We start from the raw sequence: 26,384 nt of genomic DNA, 5'->3' as shown, positions 1-26,384 counted from the left end.
TTACTATATATGATATAATGTGTTATACTAATATATAAATAAATCATGCTAGTGTACATGAGGGGGAACCGGAAATGGAAAGAAGTTTATCGATGGAGCTAGTCCGCGTAACAGAGGCGGCGGCACTAAATTCAGCTCGTTGGATGGGAAGAGGAAAGAAAGACGAAGCGGATGATGCAGCAACAACTGCGATGCGGGATGTTTTCAATACCATTCCCATGCAAGGAACGGTTGTAATCGGTGAAGGGGAAATGGATGAGGCGCCAATGCTTTATATTGGCGAAAAACTTGGCACTGGTCTTGGGCCACTAGTGGATGTTGCGGTTGATCCATTAGAAGGAACGAACATCGTTGCATCTGGCGGCTGGAATGCATTGGCTGTATTGGCGATAGCCGATAAGGGGAACTTGCTTCATGCCCCGGATATGTATATGGATAAAATAGCAGTCGGACCCGAGGCGGTTGGTCAGATTGATATCAATGCTTCCGTGTTGGACAACCTGAAAGCGGTAGCCAAGGCAAAAAATAAAGATATCCAAGACGTGGTTGCAACAGTATTGAACCGCGATCGTCATTCGAAGATCATTCATGAACTTCGTGAGGCAGGGGCACGTATCAAGCTGATCAATGATGGAGATGTCGCAGGAGCGATAAATACGGCCTTCGATCTTACCGGTGTTGACATCTTATTCGGATCTGGCGGAGCTCCAGAGGGAGTCATTGCAGCCGTTGCCTTGAAATGCCTTGGAGGGGAAATTCAAGGTAAGCTCGTTCCACATACTGATGAAGAAGTGGAACGCTGTGGGAAAATGGGCCTTGAATTAGGAAAAGTCCTCAGAATGGAAGATCTTGTTCGCGGAGATGACGCAATTTTTGCTGCAACAGGTGTGACTGACGGAGAACTTTTACGCGGTGTACAATTTAAAGGGCATTACGGCGAAACGCAATCCGTAGTCATGCGTGCTAAATCTGGTACCGTTCGATTCATTGATGGGCGTCACAGTCTTAAGATTAAACCGAATGGTTTGATTGACTGATAGCATTTTTTAGAAAAATCACTTTTAAAAAGCGAGCGGTTTCATCGCTCGCTTTCTCTTTAAAAAAATTTAAGTTGAATAATTAAAATAAAAAAAGTAAAATAAAGCTTGGTCTACTATTAATAATTTAAAATCTGCCCTTTCACTCCAAACTTCAAGAAGCCTTCAAATAATTTTCTTCTTTACATGTAAAAATGTATCATCCTTTCTAAGAAAACTCTGGTCGGGTACATGGATTGCGGTTTTTCTTCCATCTAACAAACCAATTCTTTTTCAGTATGGGTGAAAACGTTTAATTAATAAAAGTGTGGTGTCATAATGAATTTAACTATTTCTAATTTAGAAAACATGAAACTTAAGGATCTCTATGAGCACGCTCGTGAATATAAAGTTTCCTATTACAGCAAACTTTCCAAAAAGGAACTTATTTTCGCTATCCTGAAAGCGCAAGCTGAGCAGGACGGTCTCCTATTCATGGAGGGCGTTTTAGAGATCATCCCTTCAGAGGGCTTCGGTTTCCTGCGTCCAATTAATTATTCTCCAAGCTCGGAGGATATTTATATTTCGGCTTCACAGATCCGCAGATTCGATTTGCGAAATGGAGATAAAGTGTCCGGTAAGGTTAGGCCTCCAAAAGAAAACGAGCGCTATTATGGATTGCTGCATGTTGAAGCGGTCAATGGCGATAATCCGGAATCAGCTAAAGAGCGTGTCCACTTTCCAGGTTTAACACCGCTGTATCCTAACAGGCAAATTAAACTGGAAACGACACCGAAGAACTTATCGACCAGGATTATGGATGTCCTGGCACCGGTCGGTTTTGGACAGCGTGGTCTGATTGTTGCACCGCCAAAAGCCGGTAAAACGATGCTCATCAAGGAAATTGCCAATGCGATAACCACAAACCATCCCGAATCGGAATTGATTGTGCTGTTAATCGATGAACGCCCGGAAGAAGTGACAGACATTGAACGTTCCGTCGCAGGAGACGTGGTAAGTTCAACATTCGATGAAGTGCCGGAAAACCATATCAAGGTGGCTGAGCTGGTGTTGGAACGAGCCATGCGCCTTGTGGAGCATAAACGGGATGTCATCATTTTAATGGACAGCATCACTCGCCTAGCCCGTGCTTACAACCTTGTCATTCCGCCGAGCGGACGTACACTGTCAGGGGGTATTGACCCTGCTGCATTCCATCGTCCGAAACGCTTTTTCGGTGCGGCGAGGAATATCGAGGAAGGCGGCAGCCTGACGATCCTTGCTACAGCATTGGTAGATACGGGTTCAAGAATGGATGATGTCATTTATGAAGAATTTAAAGGTACGGGTAATATGGAGCTGCATCTAGATCGTGCCCTTGCCGAAAGGCGGATCTTCCCGGCAATCGATATTCGTCGCTCAGGCACGCGTAAAGAAGAATTGCTAATTCCGAAAGATCGCCTGGATAAACTATGGGCCATCAGGAAAACGATGTCAGATTCGCCTGATTTCTCGGAGAAATTCCTTCGCCGTCTAAAACAGACAAAAGGCAATGAAGAATTTTTCAGTAAGCTGGATGAAGAGATGTCAGAAATGAAAAAGGGTCCAGCGAGCGTAAAACGTTCTTAAACCCTGTAAGAAACAAACAGTTGCACAACTAGTCTTAAGTTGTTATAATGAGTTCATGTGTTTTTACAATAAATGTGAGGGTGCTTTTCCCTCAACTTGAAGTATATAACTCTGTTTCGAATGATTCAGGGCATAAGGAGATGAAAAGAATGAAAACTGGAATTCATCCAAATTATAAGCTTTCAAAAGTAATTTGCTCTTGCGGAAACACTTTTGAAACTGGTTCAGTTAAAGAAGAGATCAAAGTTGAGACTTGTTCAGAGTGCCATCCATTCTATACTGGTCGTCAAAAATTCGCTGAAGCTGGCGGACGTGTTGATCGTTTCAACAAAAAATACGGTATTAAATAAGCCGGACTTTTTAAAAAACAGGCAAGTATTTTTCTTGCCTGTTTTTTCTTTTCCATAAACAAGTAAGAATTTATACAAAGCCAGGTCGACTTCAATTATGGCCAATGGATCGACAGGTGGAAGGGAGTAGCTGTTTCCATGTATGTAATGAAACAAACAGGCTGGATCGAGCTTATTTGCGGAAGCATGTTTTCAGGTAAATCTGAAGAATTGATTAAACGAGTCAGCCGTGCTCAATTTGCTAAAGAGCAGATAGCTGTATTTAAACCAGCTATTGATAATCGCTATGCGGAAGAGGCTGTCGTATCACACAATGGCTCTTCTGTGATGGCAAAACCGATTGCCCATTCAACGGATATTTTTAAGTATTTGGACAAGCCCTTGGATATCATTGCAATAGATGAAGTGCAATTTTTTGATCATGAAATTATCGGGGTTGCCCAGCATCTTGCGGACAGCGGTTATCGAGTGATTATGGCTGGACTCGATCAAGATTTCAGAGGTGAACCATTCGGCCCTATGCCTGTTCTATTATCGCTTGCAGAATCGGTGACTAAGCTGCAGGCAGTGTGTGAAGTATGCGGATCACCTGCGAGCAGGACACAGCGCCTGATAGATGGGGAGCCGGCCTCCTATGATGAGCCGATCATCCTTGTGGGTGCATCGGAATCGTACGAGCCCCGCTGCCGCCATCATCATGAAGTTCCGGGTAAGCAGGCTGTTGGGATTAAAGAACATATTTGAATGATGGTGCCCTATGATCCAATGAGATCACAGGGTGCTTTTTTTATGCGGAAAAATGGAAAAACTGTCGAGTTATTCAGGTAGCCTGACCAATACATGGAAGGGAAATAAAAGATAAATATTGCCCCATTTTGGGTAGGCTAACGAGGAAATGTTCTTCTTAACCAGTCAAAATGGAGGGAAAAAATAATGAAATCAAAACTGCTTATCATGACGGCCTTTCTGCTTGCTGCACTAACGGCATGCGGTCAAAATGACAATGCAATAAATAATGATTCGGAATATGGAGATCAATCCCGGGATGGCAGGGTTGGCAATGGTTTAAATCAAGTATCCAATAAAGATTGGGATAATGAAGCGGAACGACCATCAGATCAGGTCCTCAACACACCGCATCATACATCCAATAATTCTCCATCCATGGGTCAGCAAATTGATGAAATCCGCGGGGTGATCGAATCGGAAACTAATTATGAGGCCGGTTCCGTTTGGTTTAATGGAAATACCATACACGTTACGGTCCATGATAAAGGCAAAATCAAGACCGAAAAAGAAAGAAAAAAGGAAATGCAGCGAATACAAGGCATGATAAACAGGGTTGTGCCTCAATATAATGTAGATGTCAAATTAAATAAGTAACGGCACGACATTTTTGAATCTCTTTGACGTTGATTATTCACCTATACTATAATTAACCTAGAAGTGAACTGAGCTGGGGCACTGAGCTACTTATTTATAGTAATAAGAGATGGATTACTTCCAAATCGTTTAAGATGTTTTGGAAAATTTATGAGGTGAATAATTTGTTTGATCGTTTGCAAGCAGTAGAAGATAGATATGAAAGATTGAATGAACTATTAAGTGACCCGGAGATCATTAATGACTCCAAGAAGCTAAGGGAATATTCCAAGGAGCAATCCAGCATTCAAGAGACCGCGTCGACTTATAAAGAATATAAAGCGGTTCGTGAGCAACTTCAGGAAGCGAAGGCAATGCTGGAGGAGAAACTTGATGCGGAAATGCGTGAAATGGTAAAAGAAGAGATCAATGAACTTGATGAGACCATACAAGGCCTTGAGGATAAGCTGAAAATATTGCTTATTCCGAAAGACCCCAACGATGATAAAAACGTAATCATGGAGATCCGCGGTGCGGCTGGCGGAGATGAGGCGGCCTTATTTGCAGGCAGTCTATACCGGATGTATAGCCGTTTTGCCGAGGTGCAGGGCTGGCGGACTGAAGTCATTGAAGCAAATCCTACTGGGCTTGGCGGCTACAAGGAAATCATATTCATGATTAATGGCAATGGCGCTTATTCAAAGTTGAAATTCGAAAATGGAGCCCATCGCGTTCAGCGAGTACCTGAAACGGAATCAGGCGGTCGGATTCATACATCTACAGCCACGGTTGCCGTTTTACCTGAAGCTGAGGAAGTGGAAGTTGAAATCCATGATAAGGATATTCGTGTCGATACCTTTGCATCAAGCGGTCCTGGAGGGCAAAGTGTCAATACGACAATGTCAGCGGTGCGCTTGACTCATATTCCGACTAATACGGTTGTATCCTGTCAAGATGAAAAATCACAAATCAAGAACAAAGAAAAGGCAATGAAAGTTTTGCGTGCCAGGGTGTTCGATAAAATCAATCGCGAAATACAGGCGGAATATGATCAAAACAGGAAGCTGGCCGTTGGAACGGGCGATCGATCTGAAAGGATTCGGACTTATAACTTCCCGCAAAACCGCGTTACCGACCACCGCATTGGTTTAACGATTCAAAAACTGGATCAAATCATGGAAGGTAAACTGGATGAAGTCGTTGATGCATTAATCATGGAAGACCAATCTTCAAGGCTGGAAAATGCAGATGAGTAATTCTGCCGTGAAAGTTTTTGAAGCCCTTAAATGGGCTTCTTCTTTTTTAAAGGAAAATGATCGTGATGCCAATGCTGGGGAAATCCTGTTACAGCACTTTTTAAAACAAACTCGCTCCCAAATGCTGGCCAACCTTCATGATGAGCTTAGTGAAGCGGATTTTGGGCAATTTAAGGACGCTATTGAGCTGCATGCTGAGGGGACGCCCATCCAATATATAATCGGCAGTGAAGAATTTTATGGACGGACCTTTTTTGTGAATGAAGAAGTGCTCATACCGAGACCGGAAACAGAAGAATTGATTTATTATACATTACGTAAACTCCCGGCCATTTTTATGGAGGGACAGAGGCTCCGTTTAGTTGATATTGGGACTGGCAGCGGCGCAATTGCCATAACGATGAAACTTGAAAAATCAAACCTGATGGTGACGGCCACGGACATAGCTCAACCATCGCTTGAGGTGGCGAGGAAAAATGCCGAATCACTTGGTGCCGAAGTGGAGTTCATGCAAGGTGATTTGCTTTCGCCTTTCATGAATATAAACGAGAAGGTGGACATTCTTTTATCGAATCCGCCATATATACCAGAAGATGATCATAAATCCATGTCAGTGGTCGTGACTGGTCATGAACCACACCGTGCGTTGTTTGCCGGTATCGATGGGCTGGATTTTTACCGCCGCTTTATGGAACAGTTACCTTTGGTGATGAAGGTGCCTGGACTGATCGGTTTTGAAGTGGGTGCAGGACAGGGGGCGGCGGTTGCCGATTTATTGAAGCGAACCTTTCCTGCCGCGGAAGTATCCATCATAAATGACATTAATGAAAAAGATCGAATGGTCTTTGCTGAATTAAAATGATCCGTCTCCCTTATGTGAGACGGTTTTTTTAGGGACAGCACCCTCATTATCCTTTGGAATCTATATTTCCAGCTATCAACTTTTTTTGTTTTTACTAGTTTAAGATAGCTGAAAAATGGTGAGACTGATTCATGTGAGGGGGCGAAGGCGATGAAAACTAAACATTTAGCCATTATTTATCTATTAATCTTAACTATAGGAACGATCGTAAGTATATATATGCCTAAAGCGGAGATGGTCGGTGCAGAAGATACAAAGGTAATCCCGGATGAGGCGATTCGGCTGCGGATACTCGCCAATAGTGATAAAGAAGAGGACCAAGCGGTTAAACGGCTGATTAGGGATAAGGTAAATGAAGATATCACAAAGTGGGTCGCTGAGCTTACTTCTTTGGATGAGGCGAGGGATGTGATCACCTCGCATCTGCCGGATATCCAGGCGACGGCTGAGGCGGTAATAAAGGAACAGGGTTTGGAGCAGTCGGTGAAAGTGGATTTTGGACAAGCTGAATTTCCGACAAAGCTGTACGGGCAGTATTTATATCCGGCAGGGGAATATGAAGCAGTGATTATCACGCTTGGTGAAGGGGACGGTGCTAATTGGTGGTGTGTGTTATTTCCCCCATTGTGTTTCTTGGATTTTTCAAATGGGACGGCTGTAAGTCAAAGTCCGATTGTCGAGGATGAAGAGGAAGGTTCCTTGACTTCGGAAGGAACGGCGTATGCTGCAACGAATGAAGAGAGTGAACCTGTTGCGGAGGAAGTGGTTGAAGAAGAAGTGCTGGCTGAAAAGGAAAAAAGGCCGGAGGAAGTAGTTGAAGAAGAGGTAATCGAGGAGAGTGTAAAAGAGGAAGCGCCGGAAGTAACGGTAAAAGAAGAGGTTGTAGAGCCAGAGGTAAAAGAAGAAGTGGCAGTGAAAGATAAGGAACAAGTGACAGAGGAAGTCATTGAAGGGAAAGCTGAAGAAAACAAGGTTGAACTTGCGGCATCCAATGAAAAAGGTCAACAATTATATGAAGGGGAAAAGGAGCCCGAGGTGGAAGTGAAGTCCTTGTTTGCAGAAATCTTCAATGATCTATTTTAAGGAGGGGGCAGAGTCCCTCTTCTTTAAATTCAGATAATTTTAAAAACATATCCACAGGGTTATTAACAAAAAATCAAAAAAGTCTGTCATTAATCATTAATATCCACAAAGTTATCCACGGATTCGATGTGGTTATCCCCAATTTGTGGATAACACTTGAAATATGTGTATACTTCTTTTATACTTTCAAAGTATCTTTTAAGTGGAATTCGTACGTTAAGTTGAAAATACCGTTCATATTAAAGCGATTATATAAAATAAGAAATGTTAAAAGGCGATGATGTTCAAGATGAAAACGAAAATTTGGTCAGTGGATAAAAATGTGGATAATTTACAAAGTTATCCCCAGATTACACAATCAGCTGAATTATTAAAGGCTAATCAAGTGGTTGCTTTTCCTACAGAGACCGTTTATGGACTCGGCGCGAATGCCAAAAATGACGAGGCGGTCAAAAAAGTGTTCGAAGCAAAGGGGCGTCCAAGTGATAATCCTTTAATCGTTCATATAGCCTCCGATGACCAGTTGTCGGGTATTGTAGAAGAGATTCCGGAACAGGCCCGGAAGCTAATGGCAGAATTTTGGCCGGGTCCTTTGACTTTGATCATGAAACGGAAACCGGGCCAGCTATCGAATCTTGTGACAGCTGGATTGGACACGGTGGCTGTCAGGATGCCGGATCATCAGGTTGCCCTTGGCCTTATTCGTGCGAGTGGTTTGCCCATTGCGGCTCCAAGTGCAAATACTTCCGGGAAACCAAGCCCCACTTCAGCAAAACATGTTGAAGATGACTTGATGGGCCGGATTGCAGGTATAGTCGATGGCGGGAATACAGGTGTGGGCGTGGAATCCACAGTACTGGATTGCACTGTGGAAGTCCCTGTTATTTTAAGGCCTGGCGGGGTGACCCTGGAACAGCTGGAAGCGGTAATTGGGGAAGTCAGGCAAGATGTCGCTTTGAAGAATCAGGAAACGGCGCCAAAGGCTCCGGGCATGAAATATACCCACTATGCTCCGAAGGCCCCTCTATTTTTAGTCAAGGGTAATCAAGCTTTCCTTCAGAAGCTTGTGGATGAAAAAAGAAGTGACGGGTTAAAGGTGGGCATCATTACGGCTCATGAACATCAACAGGATTATAAGGCGGATTATGTGGTTGTCCCAGGTTCACTAGCCGATTTACATACAGTTGCGACAGGCTTATATGATGCCTTAAGACAGTTTGACGAGCTGGAGGTCGATGTCATTTTTAGTGAAATGTTTCCTGACCATGGAATAGGGGCTGCGGTCATGAACCGGCTTGAGAAGGCAGCAGGTCATCAAATCATCAAGGAACATGTGTAATAAGGACTGATTTATCCTTCTATTTCTTTTCGGACATGCATAACATGTAGTAGGCACGTCCGAGGGGGATTGGAATGAATACATTTGCTGGAGAAATCATCACCTTATTGCTAATGGCCTTCGCTTTGGGAATGGATGCCTTTTCAGTGGGCCTTGGAATGGGAATGTTTAAGCTAAGGTTGAGGCAAATTCTGTTTATAGGTTTGACAGTCGGCATTTTTCATATTTGGATGCCCTTGCTTGGAATGGGGGCAGGCCGTTTCATTTCAGAAAAATTCGGGACCTTCGCTACATACGCCGGCGGTCTATTGTTGATCATTCTTGGTATACAGATGTTTATTCCTGGTAAAAAGGATGGGGCTGGTGCCATGCAAAATAAGATGCTGGCTCCTGTCGGGAAAGGTTTAATCATTTTTGCTTTAGGGGTAAGCCTGGATAGCTTCTCGGTAGGGTTGACTCTGGGGATTTACGGTGCCAAAACGATTTTAACGGTTCTTTGTTTTGGGTTTGCCGCCACTCTATTAACGTGGGCGGGGCTTTTACTGGGTAGAAAAATGCAGGGTTTGCTTGGCGTGTATAGTGAGATTCTTGGCGGAAGCATCCTGTGTGCGTTTGGATTGAAACTATTGTTCTCTTTTTGATCCGCCTGAATTCATATCATTCCTACCTCAACTGTTCCGATTAACGGAGCGGTTTTTATTTTTCTTCGGACAAAATGACAGTGATTTTTTGACTATAATAAACGGGCGATAGCTTATAATGAATAAAAAAGGAGGCGTTAAAATGATCCGAGTATTATTTGTATGTACAGGTAACACATGCCGAAGCCCGATGGCAGAAGCGATATTGAAAAACAAGAATATTGCGGGTGTTGAAGTGAAGTCCGCAGGCGTGTATGCTTCGACAGGTCAGGATGCTTCAATGCATGCTAAAAATGTATTGGTTGAAAATGACATAGTGCATAATCATCATTCAACGCCTTTATCCGCGAAGGAAATGGAGTGGGCGACTTATATCTTCACCATGACGGAAGGGCATAAATCGGCCATTACCCGTTCATATCCCCAAATGATCGATAAGACCTTTACTTTAAAAGAATTCATTCTCGGAGATAAATATGATAGAGATATAATGGATCCGTTCGGCGGTTCTGAAGGCATTTATCGGGAAACGTTTAGAGAGCTGCAGGAATTGATAGATGAATTAGTCAAAAGGCTTAAAAATTGAACTGGCGTACATAATGTTGCTGCTGGGGTAAAAGATACTACTAAGCTTGGTATAGGATCAAGGCAGCATTGGCTGCCATTGCAGAATAAGCATCTGCTGGAGCGGAAGAAGTGACGGCTGTCACAAGCGAACAAGGGGCAGTCATGGAAAATGTCGAAAAATCGGCAATGGAACTTAGGGCGAAAGCGGAAAAGTTGAACAGGACCATTACCCGCTAGCAGGAAACCAGAGTAGGTTTCCTGCTTCTTTGCGGGGAAAAGGATGGACATCCTTTATCTTTTCATAATTTTGTGACACAATAAAATCAAATGAAAAAGCTAGAGGAGGATTATGATGAAAGTTGCGATTGCTTCGGATCATGGTGGTATACATATCCGTGAAGAAATAAAGAATTTATTGAATGAGTTACAGATTCCATTCGAGGACTTTGGCTGTGAATGCAGTACGTCGGTGGATTATCCTGATTATGCCTTGCCGGTTGCTGAAAAAGTGGCACGGGGTGAGTTCGATCGGGGCATTTTAATCTGTGGAACTGGAATCGGAATGAGCATTGCTGCCAATAAGGTCAAAGGAATACGATGTGCATTGGTTCATGATGTCTATAGTGCGAAATTGACCCGTCAGCATAATGATACCAATATGTTAGCGATGGGGGAACGTGTCATTGGCCCGGGTCTAGCCAGGGAAATTGCCCAAACGTGGCTGACTTCGGAATTTGAGGGCGGACGCCATCAAAACAGGATTGGTAAGATTGCGGAGTACGAAGGTAAGCACAGCTAATTCTTTTGGTTTTTGGAGAGTTCCGATGGCAAGTTTCTTATTGAAAGGATGCGTTTTCATGACAAGTGATGCTACATTTTCAAATGAGCTTGAGATGTGGGAAAACCAGTTTCGGGAACTTTTATACGAGTTCCAAGAACAGACGGCTTTAAAAGAGAAACAGCTACTGGTTATCGGCTGCAGTACAAGTGAAGTGATCGGGAAAAGGATCGGTACTGAAGGGACGCTCGATGTTGCTGGGATGATTTTTTCCGTAGTGAGGGATTTTCAAGGAAAAACGGGTGTTCAGGTTGCATACCAATGTTGTGAGCATCTAAATAGGGCCTTGGTTTTACAAAGGGAAACCGCGATTCGTTATGGTTATGAAGAAGTTTCGGTCGTACCTGTAAGAACAGCTGGGGGATCGATGGCGACGTACGCCTATCAGCAATGGAAAGATGCAGTAGTCGTTGAACATATCAAAGCGGATGCGGGGATAGATATTGGAGACACATTCATTGGTATGCATCTGAAGCATGTTGCAGTTCCGATTCGCTCTGCCATTAAAGAAATAGGACATGCACATGTGACGATGGCAAAAACCCGCCCGAAGCTGATTGGCGGGGAGCGTGCTGTTTATCGGGACCTCTCTGAAAACAAAAGTTGTACTTAATGGGTAAGTAAGACAGCATTTCTCGGATGGGGAATGCTGTTTTTTAATTAAGGCGGGCAAAATCGTAACGCTCAAGGTAAAGGATCAAAAGAAAAAACTTTCCTTTATAGTGCTAATAGAATGGTGATTTCGCTCTTGTAATATAAGGTGAAAGAGCTATTTACCATAATTCTGATGTTAAATACGAACATTTTTAAATGAAAAAACATTTAATGTTCGATAAAATTAGACTATCACTTCTAAATTAGACATGTTAAAATGGAGTAGAATTTTCTAATAACTATTGATATGGCTTTTTCATGCTTTTTGAAGGCATGTTGCACATAAATACTAAAAAGCGAATCACGCACAATTTAAGGAGGAATTACGGAATGAATCGTTTAGCAAAGCAAGATGAGCAAGTGTTTAACGCAATTCAACTGGAATTAGGGCGTCAAAGAAGTAAAATTGAGCTTATTGCTTCTGAAAACTTCGTGAGTGAAGCTGTCATGGAAGCGCAAGGATCGGTCTTGACTAATAAGTATGCAGAAGGATACCCTGGAAAACGTTACTATGGCGGATGTGAGTATGTAGACATCGTTGAAGATCTAGCACGTGAGCGTGCGAAAGAAATTTTCGGAGGCGAGTATGTGAACGTACAGCCTCACTCTGGAGCTCAAGCCAATATGGCCGTTTACTTTACAGTGCTTCAAACTGGCGACACAGTGCTTGGGATGAACCTTTCGCATGGCGGTCACTTAACACATGGAAGTCCAGTAAACTTCAGTGGTGTTAACTACAACTTTGTTGAATATGGTGTAGACGAAAAAGATCACCGTATCGATTACAATGATGTATTGGAAAAAGCGCGTCAACACAAACCTAAATTGATCGTAGCGGGTGCAAGTGCATATCCACGGGAAATCGACTTCAAGCGATTCCGTGAAATTGCGGATGAAGTCGGGGCATATTTAATGGTCGACATGGCGCATATTGCAGGTTTAGTTGCGGCTGGATTACATCAAAGTCCAATTCCTTATGCTGACTTTGTAACGACAACTACTCATAAAACACTTCGCGGACCACGCGGCGGGATGATCATCTGTAAAGAAGAATTCGGTAAGAAGATCGATAAATCCATCTTCCCTGGAATTCAAGGCGGTCCTTTGATGCATGTTATATCAGCTAAGGCTGTTGCATTCGGCGAAGCGCTTCAAGATGATTTTAAAGTATATGCTCAACAAATCATCGACAATGCTAAACGTTTGGGTGAAGGTTTGAAGAAAGAAGGGTTCACTCTTGTTTCTGATGGAACGGACAATCACTTGATTCTTCTTGATGTACGCTCTACAGGGTTAACGGGAAAAATCGCAGAGCATGTTTTGGATGAAATCGGTATTACCGTGAACAAAAATGCGATTCCTTATGACCCGGAAAAACCATTCGTTACCAGCGGTATACGTATTGGGACTGCGGCAGTGACATCACGTGGCTTCGGATTGGAAGACATGGATGAAATAGCTGCTATCATCGGACTTGTATTGAAAAATAATGAAGACACAGCTAAGCTTGAAGAAGCAAAACAGCGTGTTGAATCATTAGCGAACAAATTTGAATTATATCCTTCATTGTAATATCGGGCCGCTCCCTTTAAAGGGAGCGGTTTTTTCATTTATGGAAGTCGGTGTGTTAGAAGAATCCGAATAGTGAAAATAGGTCTGACAACTAAACCTTTATTGAAGATTGAAACATTTTTCTGTAAAATAGGTTGAAGTGAAATTTAAAAGACACGAAAATTTTTCTATTCGATTAGGGAAATCATAAAAAAGCGCAAAACTAAGCAATGGAATTGGAGAGATGCCAAATGGGAAAAGTTTATGTTTTCGATCACCCGTTAATTCAACACAAATTAGCCTATATACGTGATATAAATACAGGAACAAAAGAATTCCGTGAACTAGTGGATGAAGTTGCATCATTGATGGCATTTGAAATCACGAGAGATATGCCGCTGGAAGAAGTGGAAATCCAAACGCCTGTAAGCACAGCGAAAGTGAAAATGCTTTCTGGTAAAAAAGTGGGAATCGTCCCGATTTTACGTGCGGGCATAGGGATGGTGGACGGAATCATTAAGCTGATTCCTGCTGCAAAGGTCGGACATGTTGGACTTTACCGTGATCCTGAAACATTGAAACCGGTTGAATATTATGCGAAGATGCCAAGTGACTTGGCAGAAAGGGAATGCATTGTCGTTGACCCGATGCTAGCCACTGGCGGATCAGCCATCGAAGCGATCCATTCCATTAAAAAACGCGGTGCAGTCAATATTAAATTCATGTGTTTGATTGCAGCTCCAGAGGGTGTGGAAGCTTTAAAAGAAGCTCATCCTGATGTTGATATCTATATTGCGGGTCTTGACGAAAAACTGAATGAACATGGTTATATCGTTCCGGGTCTTGGAGACGCAGGAGATCGTTTATTCGGCACAAAATAAGGAAAGAAACTGAGGTGTCACGAATGAACAAACCGATTAAAGTTATGACCATTTTCGGGACGAGACCAGAAGCTGTCAAAATGGCTCCCTTAGTACTCGAATTTCAAAAACACCCAGAATATTTCAAGCCGATCGTTGCTGTTACGGCTCAGCATCGCCAAATGTTAGATCAAGTTCTCGAACTATTTTCCATACAGCCGGACTATGACTTGGACATAATGAAGGAAAGGCAAACGCTTGCTGACATTACAACAAGAGCATTGAATGGTCTTGATTCCGTAATGAAGGAAGCTAAACCAGATATTGTTCTCGTTCATGGTGATACAACCACAACGTTTGTTGCCAGTCTGGCAGCTTTTTATAATCAAATTGTCATTGGGCATGTAGAAGCGGGGCTGCGCACATGGAATAAGTATTCCCCCTATCCGGAAGAGATGAATCGACAGCTTACGGGTACGATGGCGGATTTGCATTTTGCGCCGACTTCGAAAGCCGAGGAGAATCTGCTGAACGAGAACAAGAAGGATAATATCTTCGTGACGGGAAATACGGCAACGGATGCTTTAAAAACGACTGTAAGGTCGACATATTCCCATCCGGTTTTAAATGGACTTGGAGAAGACAGGCTCATTTTGCTTACCGCCCATCGCAGGGAAAATCTAGGGGAACCCATGAGGAATATTTTCAGGGCCGTTAAGAGAATCATTGTTGAGCATGATGATGTTCAAGTGGTATATCCTGTCCATTTAAATCCGCTTGTTAAAGAATTGGCAAACGAAGTTCTCGGGGACGATCCGCGGGTTCACTTGATCGAACCGCTGGATGTATTGGATTTCCATAACTTCGCTTCTAGAGCCTTTCTGATTTTGACTGATTCTGGAGGAATCCAGGAAGAGGCACCGTCACTTGGTGTACCCGTCCTGGTTTTAAGGGATACGACCGAACGTCCTGAGGGGATTGCGGCTGGAACCTTAAGATTGGCTGGTACTGATGAACAAACCATATATGATTTGGCACATGAATTGCTCACCGATCAAGAGGTGCACGAAAAAATGTCCAAAGCTTCAAATCCATATGGGGACGGAAATGCTTCGGTCCGCATAGCTGAAGCCATCCGTTACTATTTTAAGCAAGTGAATATGCCGCCAACTAGATTTGAACCATAAAAGAGGAAAAGCCATGCGCTTTTCCTTTTTTTATTTGCATACTCCAAGGTTGTTGAGAAAAGCTAACTGCTAAGGGGATGATTATGTTGGGAAAGAAAACGTTCATAGTGTTTGTTTTCCTTTTTATATTTATTTATCAATATGAAAAGGGCTTTGCAAAAGTCATTCTGCCGCCTTTACCAAAACTATCTGAATCTAAGGAAGTAACGGTTGTTGTCACGATGGATAAGGCGTTTAATCGAAAAAAGATCGAAAAACTGCTTGAAAAATATCCATCTCTTCAATTACGGAATGTTTATTCGGTTGCCCTGGATGGATTTTCCCTTCATGGGAAAATGAATGAAATAGAACAACTTAAAAAGGAGGGTGGAATTCAGGCAGTAACGGAAGTATCCGTTTATCAAGCCGTGTTGGATAAAAGTGTCCCATACATAGGAGGAGACAGGGTCAGGGGTTTCTTTGATAAGGAGAATCACCGGATCACCGGGAAAGGGATAAAGGTAGGGATAATCGATACTGGCATCGATTATACACATCCAGATTTGCAACGAGCTTATAAAGGAGGTAAGGATCTGGTTGATGGTGATGCAGATCCGATGGAAACCAAAAATCAAGGCGACCTGGATACATTGCATGGCACTCATGTGGCGGGCATCATTGCAGCCAATGGAAAAATGAAAGGCGTCGCACCTGAAGCGGAGATTTACGCATATCGAGCATTGGGGCCAGGCGGTTCTGGAGATACAGATCAAGTGTTGACGGCCATTGAGTCAGCCATGAAGGATAAGGTGGATGTATTGAACCTCTCTCTAGGTAATAACGTCAATGGTCCTGATTTACCTATCTCCCTTGCGTTGAATAAAGCTGTGGAAAGCGGCATTGTTGCCGTGACATCAAACGGGAATTCCGGTCCGGCTGTATGGACCGTCGGTTCACCCGGTACAGCGGAAAAAGCGATTTCCGTTGGGGCTTCGACTCCGCCCTTAAGGGTGCCGTATATGATTTACGGACTTGGATCAAAAAAGCATCAATCGCATTTAACCTTGTTTCAAGGCTCTAAAAAATGGAACCTGACGTTTTCCGAGGATGTCATATATGGGGGACTGGGTAATAAAAAGGACCTAAAGAATGTTCGGGATAAGATTGTGTTATTGGAACGTGGCACACTTACCTTCCAGCAGAAAGTATCCAATGCAGAAAAGGCGGGTGCGAAGGGGGTAATTGTTTTTAATAATACGAGCGGGACCTTTACTGGAAGCTTGGAAAAAGAAATGAACATCCCGGCTTCTTCTATTAATAGAAGAGATGGATTGCAGCTCAAGCAAATCATGGAGCAAGGGCAGAGCAAAACCGTTCAATTTGTTTATAAGAACGAGCAGGATAGGCTCGCGGATTTCAGTTCCAGGGGACCGGTAACCGTATCATGGGGAATAAAGCCTGACGTATTGGCACCGGGAGTGGAAATTGAAAGCACCATTCCTAAAGGATATATGTCCCTGGATGGAACAAGTATGTCCGCACCGCATGTTGCAGGAGCATGCGCCTTAATCCTGCAAAAACACCCGGAGTGGACTCCTGATCAAGTCAAATCTGCATTGATGAGCACTTCCAAGCCATTGAGGAAAACAGCAAATCAATTGTATCACACATATGAACAGGGGGCTGGGCGCATCCAGGTCGACGAAGCGTTAAAAGCGGACACGCTCTTGAACCCAAGCTCATTGTCTTTTGGGATGTATACAAAAAAAGAAGGAATTGAAGAGCATCATGAAACGATAGTCATAGAAAATACCGGTACGGAAATGAGGAAGTACTCATTCATGGTCCCATTAAAAGAGACGGGACTCACTTGGGAATTGCCGAAATCCCTTACTTTGAAACCGAAGGAAAAGAAACGGATAAAAGTCGGATTGCAGGTCAACCCAGCCAAGCTTAAAAAGGGAGTCTTTGATGGATACCTCATTATAATGGAAGGAACCAAAAGAATATCCCTTCCTTATTTATATGTAAAAGAAGAGCCTGATTATCCAAGGATAATGGGATTTGATTTTGGTCAAGGGGACCAGGAAGGCACATATCGATACGAAATGTATCTTCCGCGCGGGGCTGAAGAATTCGGTATTGCCCTTTATGAGGAAGATAGCTTGAAATTCGCTGGATATTTGGATTGGTCCAGATCGGCTCCTTCCGGTTTGATCAAAAAAGATGTATTGAAAAAGGACTTGCCTCCTGAAGGAGTTTATAAAGCGATAATCTTTGCAAGAAGGGGCGGAAGGGAAGATCGGATAGAAAAGACGTTACTTATTGAGTGAACAGAGGCTAATAAGTAAAATAAAACGGATGTCAATAGAAGAAAAAAGATAATTTGTGAACAATTCGTTAATAATTACAAACCTGTGACAAATTTCACTAACCACTCATTGACAATGATTCTAGCCTATTGTATGCTAACTAAGGATGTAAAATGAGAGGGGTTTCATACGTTAATAACGTGTCAAATAGAAGTAAGTTTTTGACCTTCTATTTGGACTTGTTACGGGCAAATTCTCCTAAGCTAAACAAGATACTACAATATTTCTAGGGAGATTACATGACAAAATGCTAGAATTGGAAAAGATGTTCAATAGGCAGCTAAAATACATGTTGTATTTAATGGGTATTTATCTACTTGGGGTGGTTTTCACTTCCCATGATTCAGTCTTCCAAGGATTATTGCTTGGAACTGCCTTCAGCCTATTTATATTCTGGTCAATGGTCAAAAAGAACAAGAAGTTCGCCCAAGAGGTTGCCGAAGGAAAGAAAACGCGCTCCCTTGGTAGTTTAACTAGAATGTCTGTAGCGGGTTTAGCTGCAATTATTGCATTGAGATATCCTGGTGAATTTCAGGTTGTCTGCGTGGTTGTGGGATTAATGACAGTTTACTTTGTCATTATGATAGATTATTTTATGCAAAACATACGTAGGTAGTAAAGAAGAGAGGTGAATACTGTTGAATCATGAAGCTCCTATGTGGGAATTTATGAATACCGGAATACATTTCAACTTGGCTAATGTTCTTATGATGACCATCGCAAGTCTCATTGTCTTCATTATTGCTGTAGCAGCAACGCGAAAACTTGCGATGAAGCCAACAGGTATCCAAAACTTTATCGAATGGGTTATGGATTTTGTGAAAAATATCATCAACAGCAATATGGATTGGCGTACGGGTGGTCAGTTCCTAATGTTGGGAATGACGTTAATATTGTACGTATTTGTTTCAAACATGTTAGGGTTGCCGTTCTCGATTGTAATAGGACATGAACTTTGGTGGAAATCACCTACATCTGATCCGGCAATAACTTTAACTTTGGCAGTTATGGTAATGGGTTTAACTCATTATTATGGTATCAAGATGAGAGGCATGAAAAATTATGCCAAAACTTATGTTCAGCCAATGGGTTTCTTGTTTCCGTTAAAGATTATTGAGGAGTTCGCTAATACGTTAACTCTAGGATTGCGGCTTTACGGGAATATTTATGCGGGTGAGTTACTATTAACTTTACTTGCTGGACTAGGAACAAGTGGTGTTGTGGGTGCAGCCACTGCTGCATTACCGATGTTAGCTTGGGAAGGGTTTAGTATCTTTGTCGGGTCCATTCAAGCTTTTATCTTTACTATGTTAACGATGGTTTATCTTTCCCATAAAGTAAGTGACGACCATTAATTATAAATATTGTTCATTTAGAACATTATATTGATGAAAAAATAAAACAACATTTCAAGGAGGAAATTTATCATGACAGGTTCTTTAGGTCTTATAGCTGCTGCTATCGCAGTTGGATTAGGTGCACTAGGTGCGGGTATTGGTAACGGTCTTATCGTTGGGCGTACAATTGAAGGAATGGCTCGTCAGCCAGAAGCTCGTGGTATGCTTCAAACTACAATGTTCGTTGGTATTGCATTAGTTGAGGCACTTCCAATCATCGCTGTAGTTATCGCGTTTATTGTAATGGGTAAATAAGATAACTTGAAAAAGTTCAATAATGGCGAAGATGATCCAAGGAGACCCTTCGCCATTGCTCTGTGTTAAAGTGAACATTTATGGCAGTGATACTGTCAATCGAAAATACAGAACTTCAATAGTGAATCTCATGAAGGGAGTGAACCGAGCGTGTTAACAAGCAATTTTGTTCTTGGTCAAGTCCACTTTAATGGTGGAGATATCATATACCAGCTTGTAATCTTTATTATTTTGTTAGCGTTGCTTAAGAAGTTTGCATGGGGTCCGCTAATGGGCATCATGAAAGAACGTGAAGAGCATGTTGCGAATGAAATTGAAGCAGCTGAAGTTAGCCGAAAAGAAGCACTGAAATATTTAGAAGAACAGCGTGAAATCGTAAAACAATCTCGCACTGAAGCGGGACAACTTATAGAGAATGCTAAGCAGCAAGGCGAAGCACAACGCGAAGATATTATTAATCAAGCGCGTGCAGAGGCTGAACGTGTTAAAGAATCAGCAAAACGTGAAATCGTTCAAGAGAGAGAAAAAGCAGTTGCCGCCTTACGCGAGCAAGTAGCTTCATTATCTGTCATGATCGCCTCTAAGGTGATTGAGAAAGAACTTTCATCAGCTGATCAAGAAAAACTAATCAATGAATATATTCAAGAGGCAGGAGAAGGTAAATGAGCGATATAACTGTAGCAGGACGTTATGCTGTAGCTCTTTTCCAAATTGCAAAAGAGCAAAATCTCATTAACCAACTTGAAGAAGAGCTTCGCATAGTGAATGAAGTTTTCACAAATGATAAAGATCTATTAAGCTTCTTGGCTCATCCTAAAATGACTAGAGATGCAAAAAATACAATGCTTGCAAATGCATTTGCAAGTCTTTCGTCTTCCGTTCGAAACACTGTAATGTTAATGGTGGAGCGTCATCGTACAGATGAAGTGATTCCTATGGCACAAGAGTTCATTGAACTTGCGAATGAAGAAAATTCAGTTGCGGATGCGACTGTTTATACAGTAAATCCATTAACTGAAGCTGAAGCGGAGGCTGTGTCTTCAGCTTTTGCTGCAAAGATCGGCAAACGTAATTTGCGTATCACTAATGTTACGGATAGCAATATTCTTGGCGGTATCAAACTTCAAATCGGTAACCGTATTTATGACGGAACGATACGTGGGAAGCTTGATCGCCTTAGCAAACAACTATTAGGTTAATATTCACAGATAGGGGTGAAATTCATGAGCATCAAAGCTGAAGAAATCAGTGCGCTGATTAAAAAGCAGATTGAAAACTATCAGTCGGAAATTAAAGTAAGCGATGTAGGTACAGTAATCACTGTTGGTGATGGTATCGCTCGCGTTCATGGTTTAGACAATGCAATGGCTGGGGAGCTCTTAGAATTTTCTAATGGTTCAATGGGATTGGCACAAAACCTTGAGCAAAATAACGTAGGTGTTGTTATTCTTGGACCATTCAGAGACATTCAAGAAGGCAGTGAAGTACGCCGTACTGGCCGTATCATGGAAGTACCAGTTGGAGAAGAATTAATCGGGCGTGTCGTGAATCCGTTAGGACAACCATTAGATGGTCTTGGTCCAATCGCTACAACAAAAACTCGTCCAATCGAAAGCCCTGCTACAGGTGTTATGGACCGTAAATCCGTTCATGAACCATTACAAACAGGAATTAAAGCAATCGATGCGCTAGTACCTATCGGACGTGGACAACGTGAGTTAATCATCGGTGACCGTCAAACTGGTAAAACATCAGTTGCGATCGATACAATCCTTAACCAAGCTGACCAAGATATGATCTGTATCTATGTGGCTATCGGTCAAAAAGAATCAACTGTTCGTGGAACTGTTGAAACACTGCGTAAAAATGGTGCATTGGATTACACAATCGTTGTATCTGCATCAGCTTCTCAACCAGCACCACTTTTATACCTAGCGCCATATGCTGGTGTGACTATGGGTGAAGAGTTCATGTTCGCTGGCAAGCACGTTCTTGTGGTTTATGATGATCTTTCTAAACAAGCATCTGCATACCGTGAACTTTCCTTGCTACTTCGCCGTCCTCCAGGTCGTGAAGCATTCCCAGGGGATGTATTCTACTTGCACTCCCGTTTACTTGAGCGTGCAGCTAAATTGAATGACACTTTAGGTGCCGGTTCAATCACTGCGCTTCCATTTGTTGAAACACAAGCAGGCGACATCTCTGCTTACATTCCAACAAACGTAATTTCCATCACTGATGGACAAATCTTCTTGCAATCCGATTTGTTCTTCTCGGGTGTACGTCCTGCGATAAACGCTGGTCTATCCGTATCCCGTGTTGGTGGATCTGCACAAATTAAAGCGATGAAGAAAGTTGCTGGTACTTTACGTCTAGACTTAGCTTCTTATCGTGAATTGGAAGCATTCTCTCAATTCGGTTCTGATCTTGATGCTGCAACTCAAGCAAAACTTAACCGTGGTGCTCGTACAGTTGAAGTTCTAAAACAAGATCTAAACAAACCGATCAAAGTTGAAAAACAAGTCATGATTTTCTATGCATTGACTAAAGGTCATTTAGATGATATTCCAGTATCGGATATCCTTCGTTTTGAAGAAGAATACTATGTATTCCTAGATCGTTCTCATCCGGAATTATTAGATCACATTCGCACAACGAAAGGTCTTCCTGAAGATGCTGCTATCGTTGCTGCAATTAACGAGTTCAAAAAGAACTTCGTTATTTCTGAATAATAAGGTCTAACTAATTTATAAAGGGTGGTGAGAATGAATGGCCTCTTTACGCGATATTAAGTCTCGGATTACTTCAACGAAAAAGACGAGTCAAATTACAAAAGCGATGCAGATGGTATCTGCTTCTAAAATGAACCGTGCTGAAGCTAATGCTAAAGCATATGTTCCATATATGGATAAAATTCAAGAAGTAGTATCAAGTATTGCGAACGGAAGTACGGGTGCATCTCATCCAATGCTTGTCTCGCGGCCAGTTAAGAAAACCGGTTACCTGGTAATCACATCGGACCGCGGATTGGCAGGAGCATACAATAGTAGTATCCTTCGCCACGTTCATAAAACCATTCTTGAACGCCATAAATCCAATGATGAGTTCGTCATTATCGCAATCGGAAGGGTTGGCCGTGATTTCTTTGTCAGCCGTAACATGCACGTAGAGCTTGAAGTAACTGGAGTTCCTGATCAGCCTTCTTTCGCTGACATTAGCTCCCTTGCAAAATCAACAGTGAATTTGTATCTAAATGAACTGTGTGATGAGCTTTACATGTACTATAACCATTATGTCAGCCCAATCCAGCAGGATGTAACGGAAACGCAAGTCCTTCCGTTAGCTGACTTTAATACTTCCAATGCAGCAATGACTTCTTATGAATTTGAACCGAATGCAGAAGAAATCCTTGAGGTATTACTGCCTCAGTACGCAGAAAGTTTAATTTATGGTGCTTTGCTAGATGGTAAAGCAAGTGAGCACTCTGCACGTATGACTGCAATGAAAAATGCGACCGATAATGCTAAAGAATTGATTGATTCACTTTCATTGCAATATAACCGTGCACGTCAGGCCGCAATTACTCAAGAAATAACGGAAATTGTCGGCGGTGCAGCAGCTTTAGAATAAAAATTATTAAAGGGACGGTCGGACCGGACGATGCTTGGCCGTTCCATAAACTAGATTGTCGTTACAAGCAACGTTAGGAGGGAAAACGATGAATATAGGACGCGTTACTCAAGTTATGGGTCCGGTTGTTGACGTGAAATTCGAAGACGGACAACTTCCTAAGATCTATAACGCGTTAAGAATCGAAAATACAGCGTCTGGTACAGGACTAACTCTTGAAGTAGCCCTTCAACTAGGTGATAATACAGTTCGTACTGTAGCAATGTCTTCCACTGATGGTTTAACCCGTGGTGCAGAGACTGTTGATACAGGAGCTCCAATTTCCGTTCCTGTAGGTGAAGTAACACTAGGCCGCGTTTTCAACGTATTAGGGGAAAACATTGACCTATTCGAACCACTTACAGCAGAGGTGCGCCGTGATCCAATTCACAGACAAGCACCAACTTTTGAGGACTTATCAACAACAGTTGAAATCCTTGAAACTGGTATTAAAGTAGTAGATTTACTTGCTCCTTACATCAAAGGTGGTAAAATCGGTCTCTTCGGTGGAGCCGGTGTTGGTAAAACTGTACTTATCCAAGAACTTATCAATAACATCGCACAAGAGCACGGCGGTATCTCGGTATTCGCTGGTGTAGGTGAGCGTACTCGTGAAGGTAATGACCTTTTCTACGAGATGACTGATTCCGGTGTTATCAAGAAAACGGCAATGGTATTCGGACAAATGAACGAGCCGCCAGGTGCACGTATGCGTGTAGCTCTTAGCGGTTTGACAATGGCTGAATATTTCCGTGACGAACAAGGACAAGACGTTCTATTCTTCATCGATAACATTTTCCGTTTCACACAAGCAGGTTCTGAGGTTTCCGCCCTACTAGGACGTATGCCTTCAGCGGTTGGTTACCAACCAACTCTTGCTACTGAAATGGGCCAATTGCAAGAACGTATCACTTCAACAAATAAAGGTTCAGTTACATCCATTCAAGCGATCTATGTACCTGCCGATGACTATACGGATCCGGCTCCAGCTACAACTTTCGCTCACTTGGATGCAACAACTAACCTTGAGCGTAAACTTTCTGAAATGGGTATCTACCCTGCAGTTGATCCATTGGCGTCTTCTTCTCGTGCCCTTAGCCCAGAAATCGTTGGGGCTGAGCACTATAAAGTGGCTCGTCAAGTGCAATCGACATTACAGAAATATAAAGAACTTCAAGATATTATTGCCATCTTAGGTATGGACGAATTAAGCGAAGACGAAAAAGTAATCGTTCAACGTGCTCGTAGAATTCAAAACTTCTTGTCACAAAACTTCCACGTGGCTGAACAATTCACTGGTCAAAAGGGATCTTATGTACCAGTTAAAGAAACAGTCCAAGGATTCAAAGATATCCTAGCTGGAAAATATGACGAACTTCCAGAAGATGCTTTCCGTCTAGTTGGCCGCATCGAAGAAGTTGTTGCTAAAGCAAAAGAAATGGCTTAATTAAAGGGACCTAGGAGGGAATGAAATGAAGACCATTAAAGTCAATGTTGTTACTCCCGATGGCCCAGTATATGATGCAGAAGTTGAAATGGTAAGCACTAAAGCTAAAAGCGGTGAGCTGGGAATCATGGCTGGACACGTTCCAACTGTAGCCCCGCTTACCATTGGTGCTGTCCGTCTTAAAAATGGAAGCAACACAGACTATGTAGCTGTAAATGGTGGCTTCTTAGAAGTTCGCCCTGATGTGGTAACCATTTTAGCTCAATCTGCTGAAAGAGCTGAAACTATCGATCTTGCACGTGCTCAAGCAGCAAAAGCCCGTGCTGAACAAAGATTGCAGAACAATGATGGATCAAATGATGCCAAAAGAGCTGATTTAGCGCTTAAACGTGCAATCAACCGAATCCAAATTGCAGAAATGCGATAACTTTAATTGATGAAAACACCTGATCAAACCATTCGTGGTAAGATCAGGTGTTTTTTTATCCAGATGGTTTTTGAAGATTATTGACATGGAATATCAGAATTAGGAGTAAAATGTCGAATTATAGAGTAAAGTATTTTCCATTTTAAACCTTAACTCGTCGACATGCTTTTATCCTAATGTTATAATGTATACGCTTACATTTATTGCTTCATACCCCTCCTTTCACGTTGCTTCTAAAAGAATGTTACCCTGCATAATATTTATAACGTATCCAAAATGAAGACAAGCAAACTTAAATTGTAGCCATTTAACATGATATATCCATAAAGGGAGATGAGCATGGGACAGCTGCATATTTACCAAAATAATTATTTAATTGTATTTGTTTTCCTTTGTCTCGGAATTTTATTACCTGTGATCGCTTTATTTCTTGGTAGACTGCTAAGGCCTTATAAACCGACAGATATGAAGTATACGACTTATGAAAGCGGAATCGAACCTTTTCAGGATTCAAGGGTTCAATTCAATGTCAGGTATTATCTATTTGGATTGATGTTCGTCATATTTGATGTAGAAACGGTTTTTCTTTACCCATGGGCGGTTGCCTATGATGAACTCGGACTGTTTGCATTGATTGAAATGCTGTTTTTTGTCGTGATCCTTATGCTAGGGCTAATCTATGCTTGGAAAAAGAAGGTGTTAAAGTGGAATTGAAGTTGGATGAACTTACCCCTAAAGAAATGGAAGAAATGCGCCACAGTATTTTCTTATCCACACTTGAACAAATAAAAGGCTGGGCTAGAAGTAACTCACTCTGGCCAATGACTTTCGGTTTGGCATGTTGTGCAATTGAAATGATGGGTGTCGGCTCCTCTCATTATGATTTGGACCGATTTGGTTCTTTTTTTCGGACATCCCCCAGACAATCGGATGTCATGATTGTTTCAGGAACGGTAACGAAAAAAATGGCTCCAATAATAAGTAGATTATACGAACAAATGCCAGAACCGAAATGGGTTATTGCAATGGGCTCCTGTGCAACTGCTGGCGGGCCTTATGTTCACTCTTACTCAGTGGTCAAAGGAGTAGATCAAATTGTACCTGTCGATGTGTATATACCGGGTTGTCCCCCAAACCCAGCTGCACTTATTTACGGAATCAATAAATTAAAAGAAAAAATCCGTTATGAGGCGAAAACCGGAAAGCGGGTGATATAGATGAGTGAAAAGGAAGACTTAGCGAAACAAAAGGCAGAGGCCGCGGCCAGGGCGAAGGCTGTAGCTTTGGCCCGAAAACAGGCGAAAGAAGAAGCGGCAGAAAAGCCGGAAGTCGACATGGATATAGCGAAGCAGAAGGCGGCGGCAGCGGCCAAGGCGAAAGCAGCCGCGCTGGCCAAAAAACAGGCGAAAGAAGCGGCAGAAAAGCCGGAAGGTGAAATGGATATAGCGAAGCAAAAGGCGGCGGCAGCGGCCAAGGCAAAGGCAGCCGCGCTGGCCAAAAAACAGACGAAAGAAGCGGCAGAAAAGCCGGAAGGTGAAATGGATATAGCGAAACAAAAGGCGGCGGCAGCGGCCAAGGCAAAGGCAGCCGCGCTGGCCAAAAAACAGGCGAAAGAAGCGGCAGAAAAGCCGGAAGGCGAAATG

The 26,384-nt window shown here is 42.5% G+C and carries 28 protein-coding genes and 1 pseudogene; all 29 read left to right on the top strand.

The window, feature by feature from the left end; translation table 11 throughout:
- Positions 1-74: 74 nt before the first annotated feature.
- Positions 75-1,037, top strand: a complete 963-nt coding sequence (glpX, locus tag AC3WLU_RS04035; protein WP_034315852.1) for a class II fructose-bisphosphatase — start codon at positions 75-77, stop codon at positions 1,035-1,037.
- A 318-nt stretch (positions 1,038-1,355) separates the two neighbouring features.
- Positions 1,356-2,645, top strand: a complete 1,290-nt coding sequence (rho, locus tag AC3WLU_RS04030; protein WP_034315849.1) for a transcription termination factor Rho — start codon at positions 1,356-1,358, stop codon at positions 2,643-2,645.
- A 149-nt stretch (positions 2,646-2,794) separates the two neighbouring features.
- A complete protein-coding gene (gene rpmE, locus AC3WLU_RS04025) occupies positions 2,795-2,995 on the top strand; it encodes a 50S ribosomal protein L31 (RefSeq protein WP_034315847.1) in 201 nt (66 codons plus the stop codon).
- Between the two features lie 138 nt (positions 2,996-3,133).
- Positions 3,134-3,739: a thymidine kinase gene (locus tag AC3WLU_RS04020; protein WP_034315845.1), complete on the top strand. Its 606-nt coding sequence runs from the start codon at positions 3,134-3,136 to the stop codon at positions 3,737-3,739.
- A 189-nt stretch (positions 3,740-3,928) separates the two neighbouring features.
- Positions 3,929-4,378 (top strand): hypothetical protein, encoded by a 450-nt coding sequence (locus tag AC3WLU_RS04015; RefSeq protein ID WP_057278192.1) that lies wholly within the window; start codon positions 3,929-3,931, stop codon positions 4,376-4,378.
- Between the two features lie 164 nt (positions 4,379-4,542).
- Positions 4,543-5,613, top strand: coding sequence for a peptide chain release factor 1 (prfA, locus tag AC3WLU_RS04010; RefSeq protein ID WP_048683507.1), 1,071 nt, complete (start codon positions 4,543-4,545; stop codon positions 5,611-5,613).
- Positions 5,614-5,620: 7 nt separating this feature from the next.
- Positions 5,621-6,475 (top strand): peptide chain release factor N(5)-glutamine methyltransferase, encoded by an 855-nt coding sequence (prmC, locus tag AC3WLU_RS04005; protein WP_057278310.1) that lies wholly within the window; start codon positions 5,621-5,623, stop codon positions 6,473-6,475.
- Positions 6,476-6,625: 150 nt separating this feature from the next.
- On the top strand, positions 6,626-7,558 hold the full coding sequence (gene spoIIR, locus AC3WLU_RS04000; protein ID WP_063574647.1) for a stage II sporulation protein R: 933 nt from the start codon (positions 6,626-6,628) through the stop codon (positions 7,556-7,558).
- A 289-nt stretch (positions 7,559-7,847) separates the two neighbouring features.
- A complete protein-coding gene (locus AC3WLU_RS03995) occupies positions 7,848-8,897 on the top strand; it encodes an L-threonylcarbamoyladenylate synthase (protein ID WP_106027217.1) in 1,050 nt (349 codons plus the stop codon).
- Positions 8,898-8,971: 74 nt separating this feature from the next.
- A complete protein-coding gene (locus tag AC3WLU_RS03990; RefSeq protein ID WP_048685870.1) occupies positions 8,972-9,538 on the top strand; it encodes a manganese efflux pump MntP in 567 nt (188 codons plus the stop codon).
- A gap of 142 nt (positions 9,539-9,680) precedes the next feature.
- On the top strand, positions 9,681-10,124 hold the full coding sequence (locus AC3WLU_RS03985) for a low molecular weight protein arginine phosphatase (protein ID WP_492596849.1): 444 nt from the start codon (positions 9,681-9,683) through the stop codon (positions 10,122-10,124).
- 333 nt (positions 10,125-10,457) lie between these two features.
- Entirely contained in the window at positions 10,458-10,904 is a 447-nt protein-coding gene (gene rpiB, locus AC3WLU_RS03980; protein WP_034315832.1) for a ribose 5-phosphate isomerase B, read from the top strand.
- 58 nt (positions 10,905-10,962) lie between these two features.
- On the top strand, positions 10,963-11,556 hold the full coding sequence (locus AC3WLU_RS03975; protein WP_400449998.1) for a TIGR01440 family protein: 594 nt from the start codon (positions 10,963-10,965) through the stop codon (positions 11,554-11,556).
- A gap of 371 nt (positions 11,557-11,927) precedes the next feature.
- The gene (glyA, locus tag AC3WLU_RS03970; protein WP_098864408.1) at positions 11,928-13,169 is read left to right on the top strand and encodes a serine hydroxymethyltransferase; all 1,242 of its coding nucleotides are present in this window, start codon (positions 11,928-11,930) and stop codon (positions 13,167-13,169) included.
- A gap of 230 nt (positions 13,170-13,399) precedes the next feature.
- A complete protein-coding gene (gene upp / locus AC3WLU_RS03965; RefSeq protein ID WP_034315825.1) occupies positions 13,400-14,029 on the top strand; it encodes a uracil phosphoribosyltransferase in 630 nt (209 codons plus the stop codon).
- A 23-nt stretch (positions 14,030-14,052) separates the two neighbouring features.
- Entirely contained in the window at positions 14,053-15,195 is a 1,143-nt protein-coding gene (gene wecB, locus AC3WLU_RS03960; protein WP_492596848.1) for a non-hydrolyzing UDP-N-acetylglucosamine 2-epimerase, read from the top strand.
- Between the two features lie 83 nt (positions 15,196-15,278).
- Positions 15,279-17,507: a S8 family serine peptidase gene (locus AC3WLU_RS03955; protein WP_098864407.1), complete on the top strand. Its 2,229-nt coding sequence runs from the start codon at positions 15,279-15,281 to the stop codon at positions 17,505-17,507.
- A 286-nt stretch (positions 17,508-17,793) separates the two neighbouring features.
- On the top strand, positions 17,794-18,162 hold the full coding sequence (locus tag AC3WLU_RS03950; RefSeq protein ID WP_034315821.1) for an ATP synthase subunit I: 369 nt from the start codon (positions 17,794-17,796) through the stop codon (positions 18,160-18,162).
- 22 nt (positions 18,163-18,184) lie between these two features.
- A complete protein-coding gene (atpB, locus tag AC3WLU_RS03945; RefSeq protein WP_034315819.1) occupies positions 18,185-18,901 on the top strand; it encodes a F0F1 ATP synthase subunit A in 717 nt (238 codons plus the stop codon).
- A 72-nt stretch (positions 18,902-18,973) separates the two neighbouring features.
- Entirely contained in the window at positions 18,974-19,198 is a 225-nt protein-coding gene (gene atpE, locus AC3WLU_RS03940) for a F0F1 ATP synthase subunit C (RefSeq protein ID WP_034315818.1), read from the top strand.
- A gap of 150 nt (positions 19,199-19,348) precedes the next feature.
- Positions 19,349-19,864, top strand: coding sequence for a F0F1 ATP synthase subunit B (gene atpF, locus AC3WLU_RS03935; RefSeq protein ID WP_034315815.1), 516 nt, complete (start codon positions 19,349-19,351; stop codon positions 19,862-19,864).
- Positions 19,861-20,397: a F0F1 ATP synthase subunit delta gene (locus AC3WLU_RS03930; RefSeq protein WP_034315814.1), complete on the top strand. Its 537-nt coding sequence runs from the start codon at positions 19,861-19,863 to the stop codon at positions 20,395-20,397. The genes atpF and AC3WLU_RS03930 overlap by 4 nt, the downstream gene beginning before the upstream one ends.
- A gap of 24 nt (positions 20,398-20,421) precedes the next feature.
- Positions 20,422-21,930: a F0F1 ATP synthase subunit alpha gene (gene atpA, locus AC3WLU_RS03925; protein ID WP_034315812.1), complete on the top strand. Its 1,509-nt coding sequence runs from the start codon at positions 20,422-20,424 to the stop codon at positions 21,928-21,930.
- A gap of 37 nt (positions 21,931-21,967) precedes the next feature.
- Complete coding sequence (locus AC3WLU_RS03920) at positions 21,968-22,828, top strand: F0F1 ATP synthase subunit gamma (RefSeq protein ID WP_034315808.1); 861 nt, start codon at positions 21,968-21,970, stop codon at positions 22,826-22,828.
- A gap of 88 nt (positions 22,829-22,916) precedes the next feature.
- Positions 22,917-24,314 carry a F0F1 ATP synthase subunit beta gene (atpD, locus tag AC3WLU_RS03915; protein ID WP_034315806.1) on the top strand — a complete coding sequence of 466 codons (1,398 nt, stop codon included), beginning with the start codon at positions 22,917-22,919 and terminating at the stop codon, positions 24,312-24,314.
- Positions 24,315-24,339: 25 nt separating this feature from the next.
- On the top strand, positions 24,340-24,741 hold the full coding sequence (locus AC3WLU_RS03910; RefSeq protein WP_034315803.1) for a F0F1 ATP synthase subunit epsilon: 402 nt from the start codon (positions 24,340-24,342) through the stop codon (positions 24,739-24,741).
- Between the two features lie 339 nt (positions 24,742-25,080).
- On the top strand, positions 25,081-25,455 hold the full coding sequence (locus AC3WLU_RS03905; RefSeq protein WP_057278185.1) for an NADH-quinone oxidoreductase subunit A: 375 nt from the start codon (positions 25,081-25,083) through the stop codon (positions 25,453-25,455).
- A gap of 26 nt (positions 25,456-25,481) precedes the next feature.
- Entirely contained in the window at positions 25,482-25,958 is a 477-nt protein-coding gene (locus AC3WLU_RS03900) for a NuoB/complex I 20 kDa subunit family protein (RefSeq protein ID WP_170946902.1), read from the top strand.
- Positions 25,959-26,384 (top strand): annotated as a pseudogene (locus AC3WLU_RS03895) (NADH-quinone oxidoreductase subunit C); the annotation flags it as partial. It abuts the gene before it with no gap.

This window comes from Peribacillus sp. FW305-BF15, assembly GCF_058783805.1.
The sequence above is the reverse complement of the archived record's forward strand: the minus strand, read 5'-3'. Positions and strand labels throughout refer to the sequence as shown.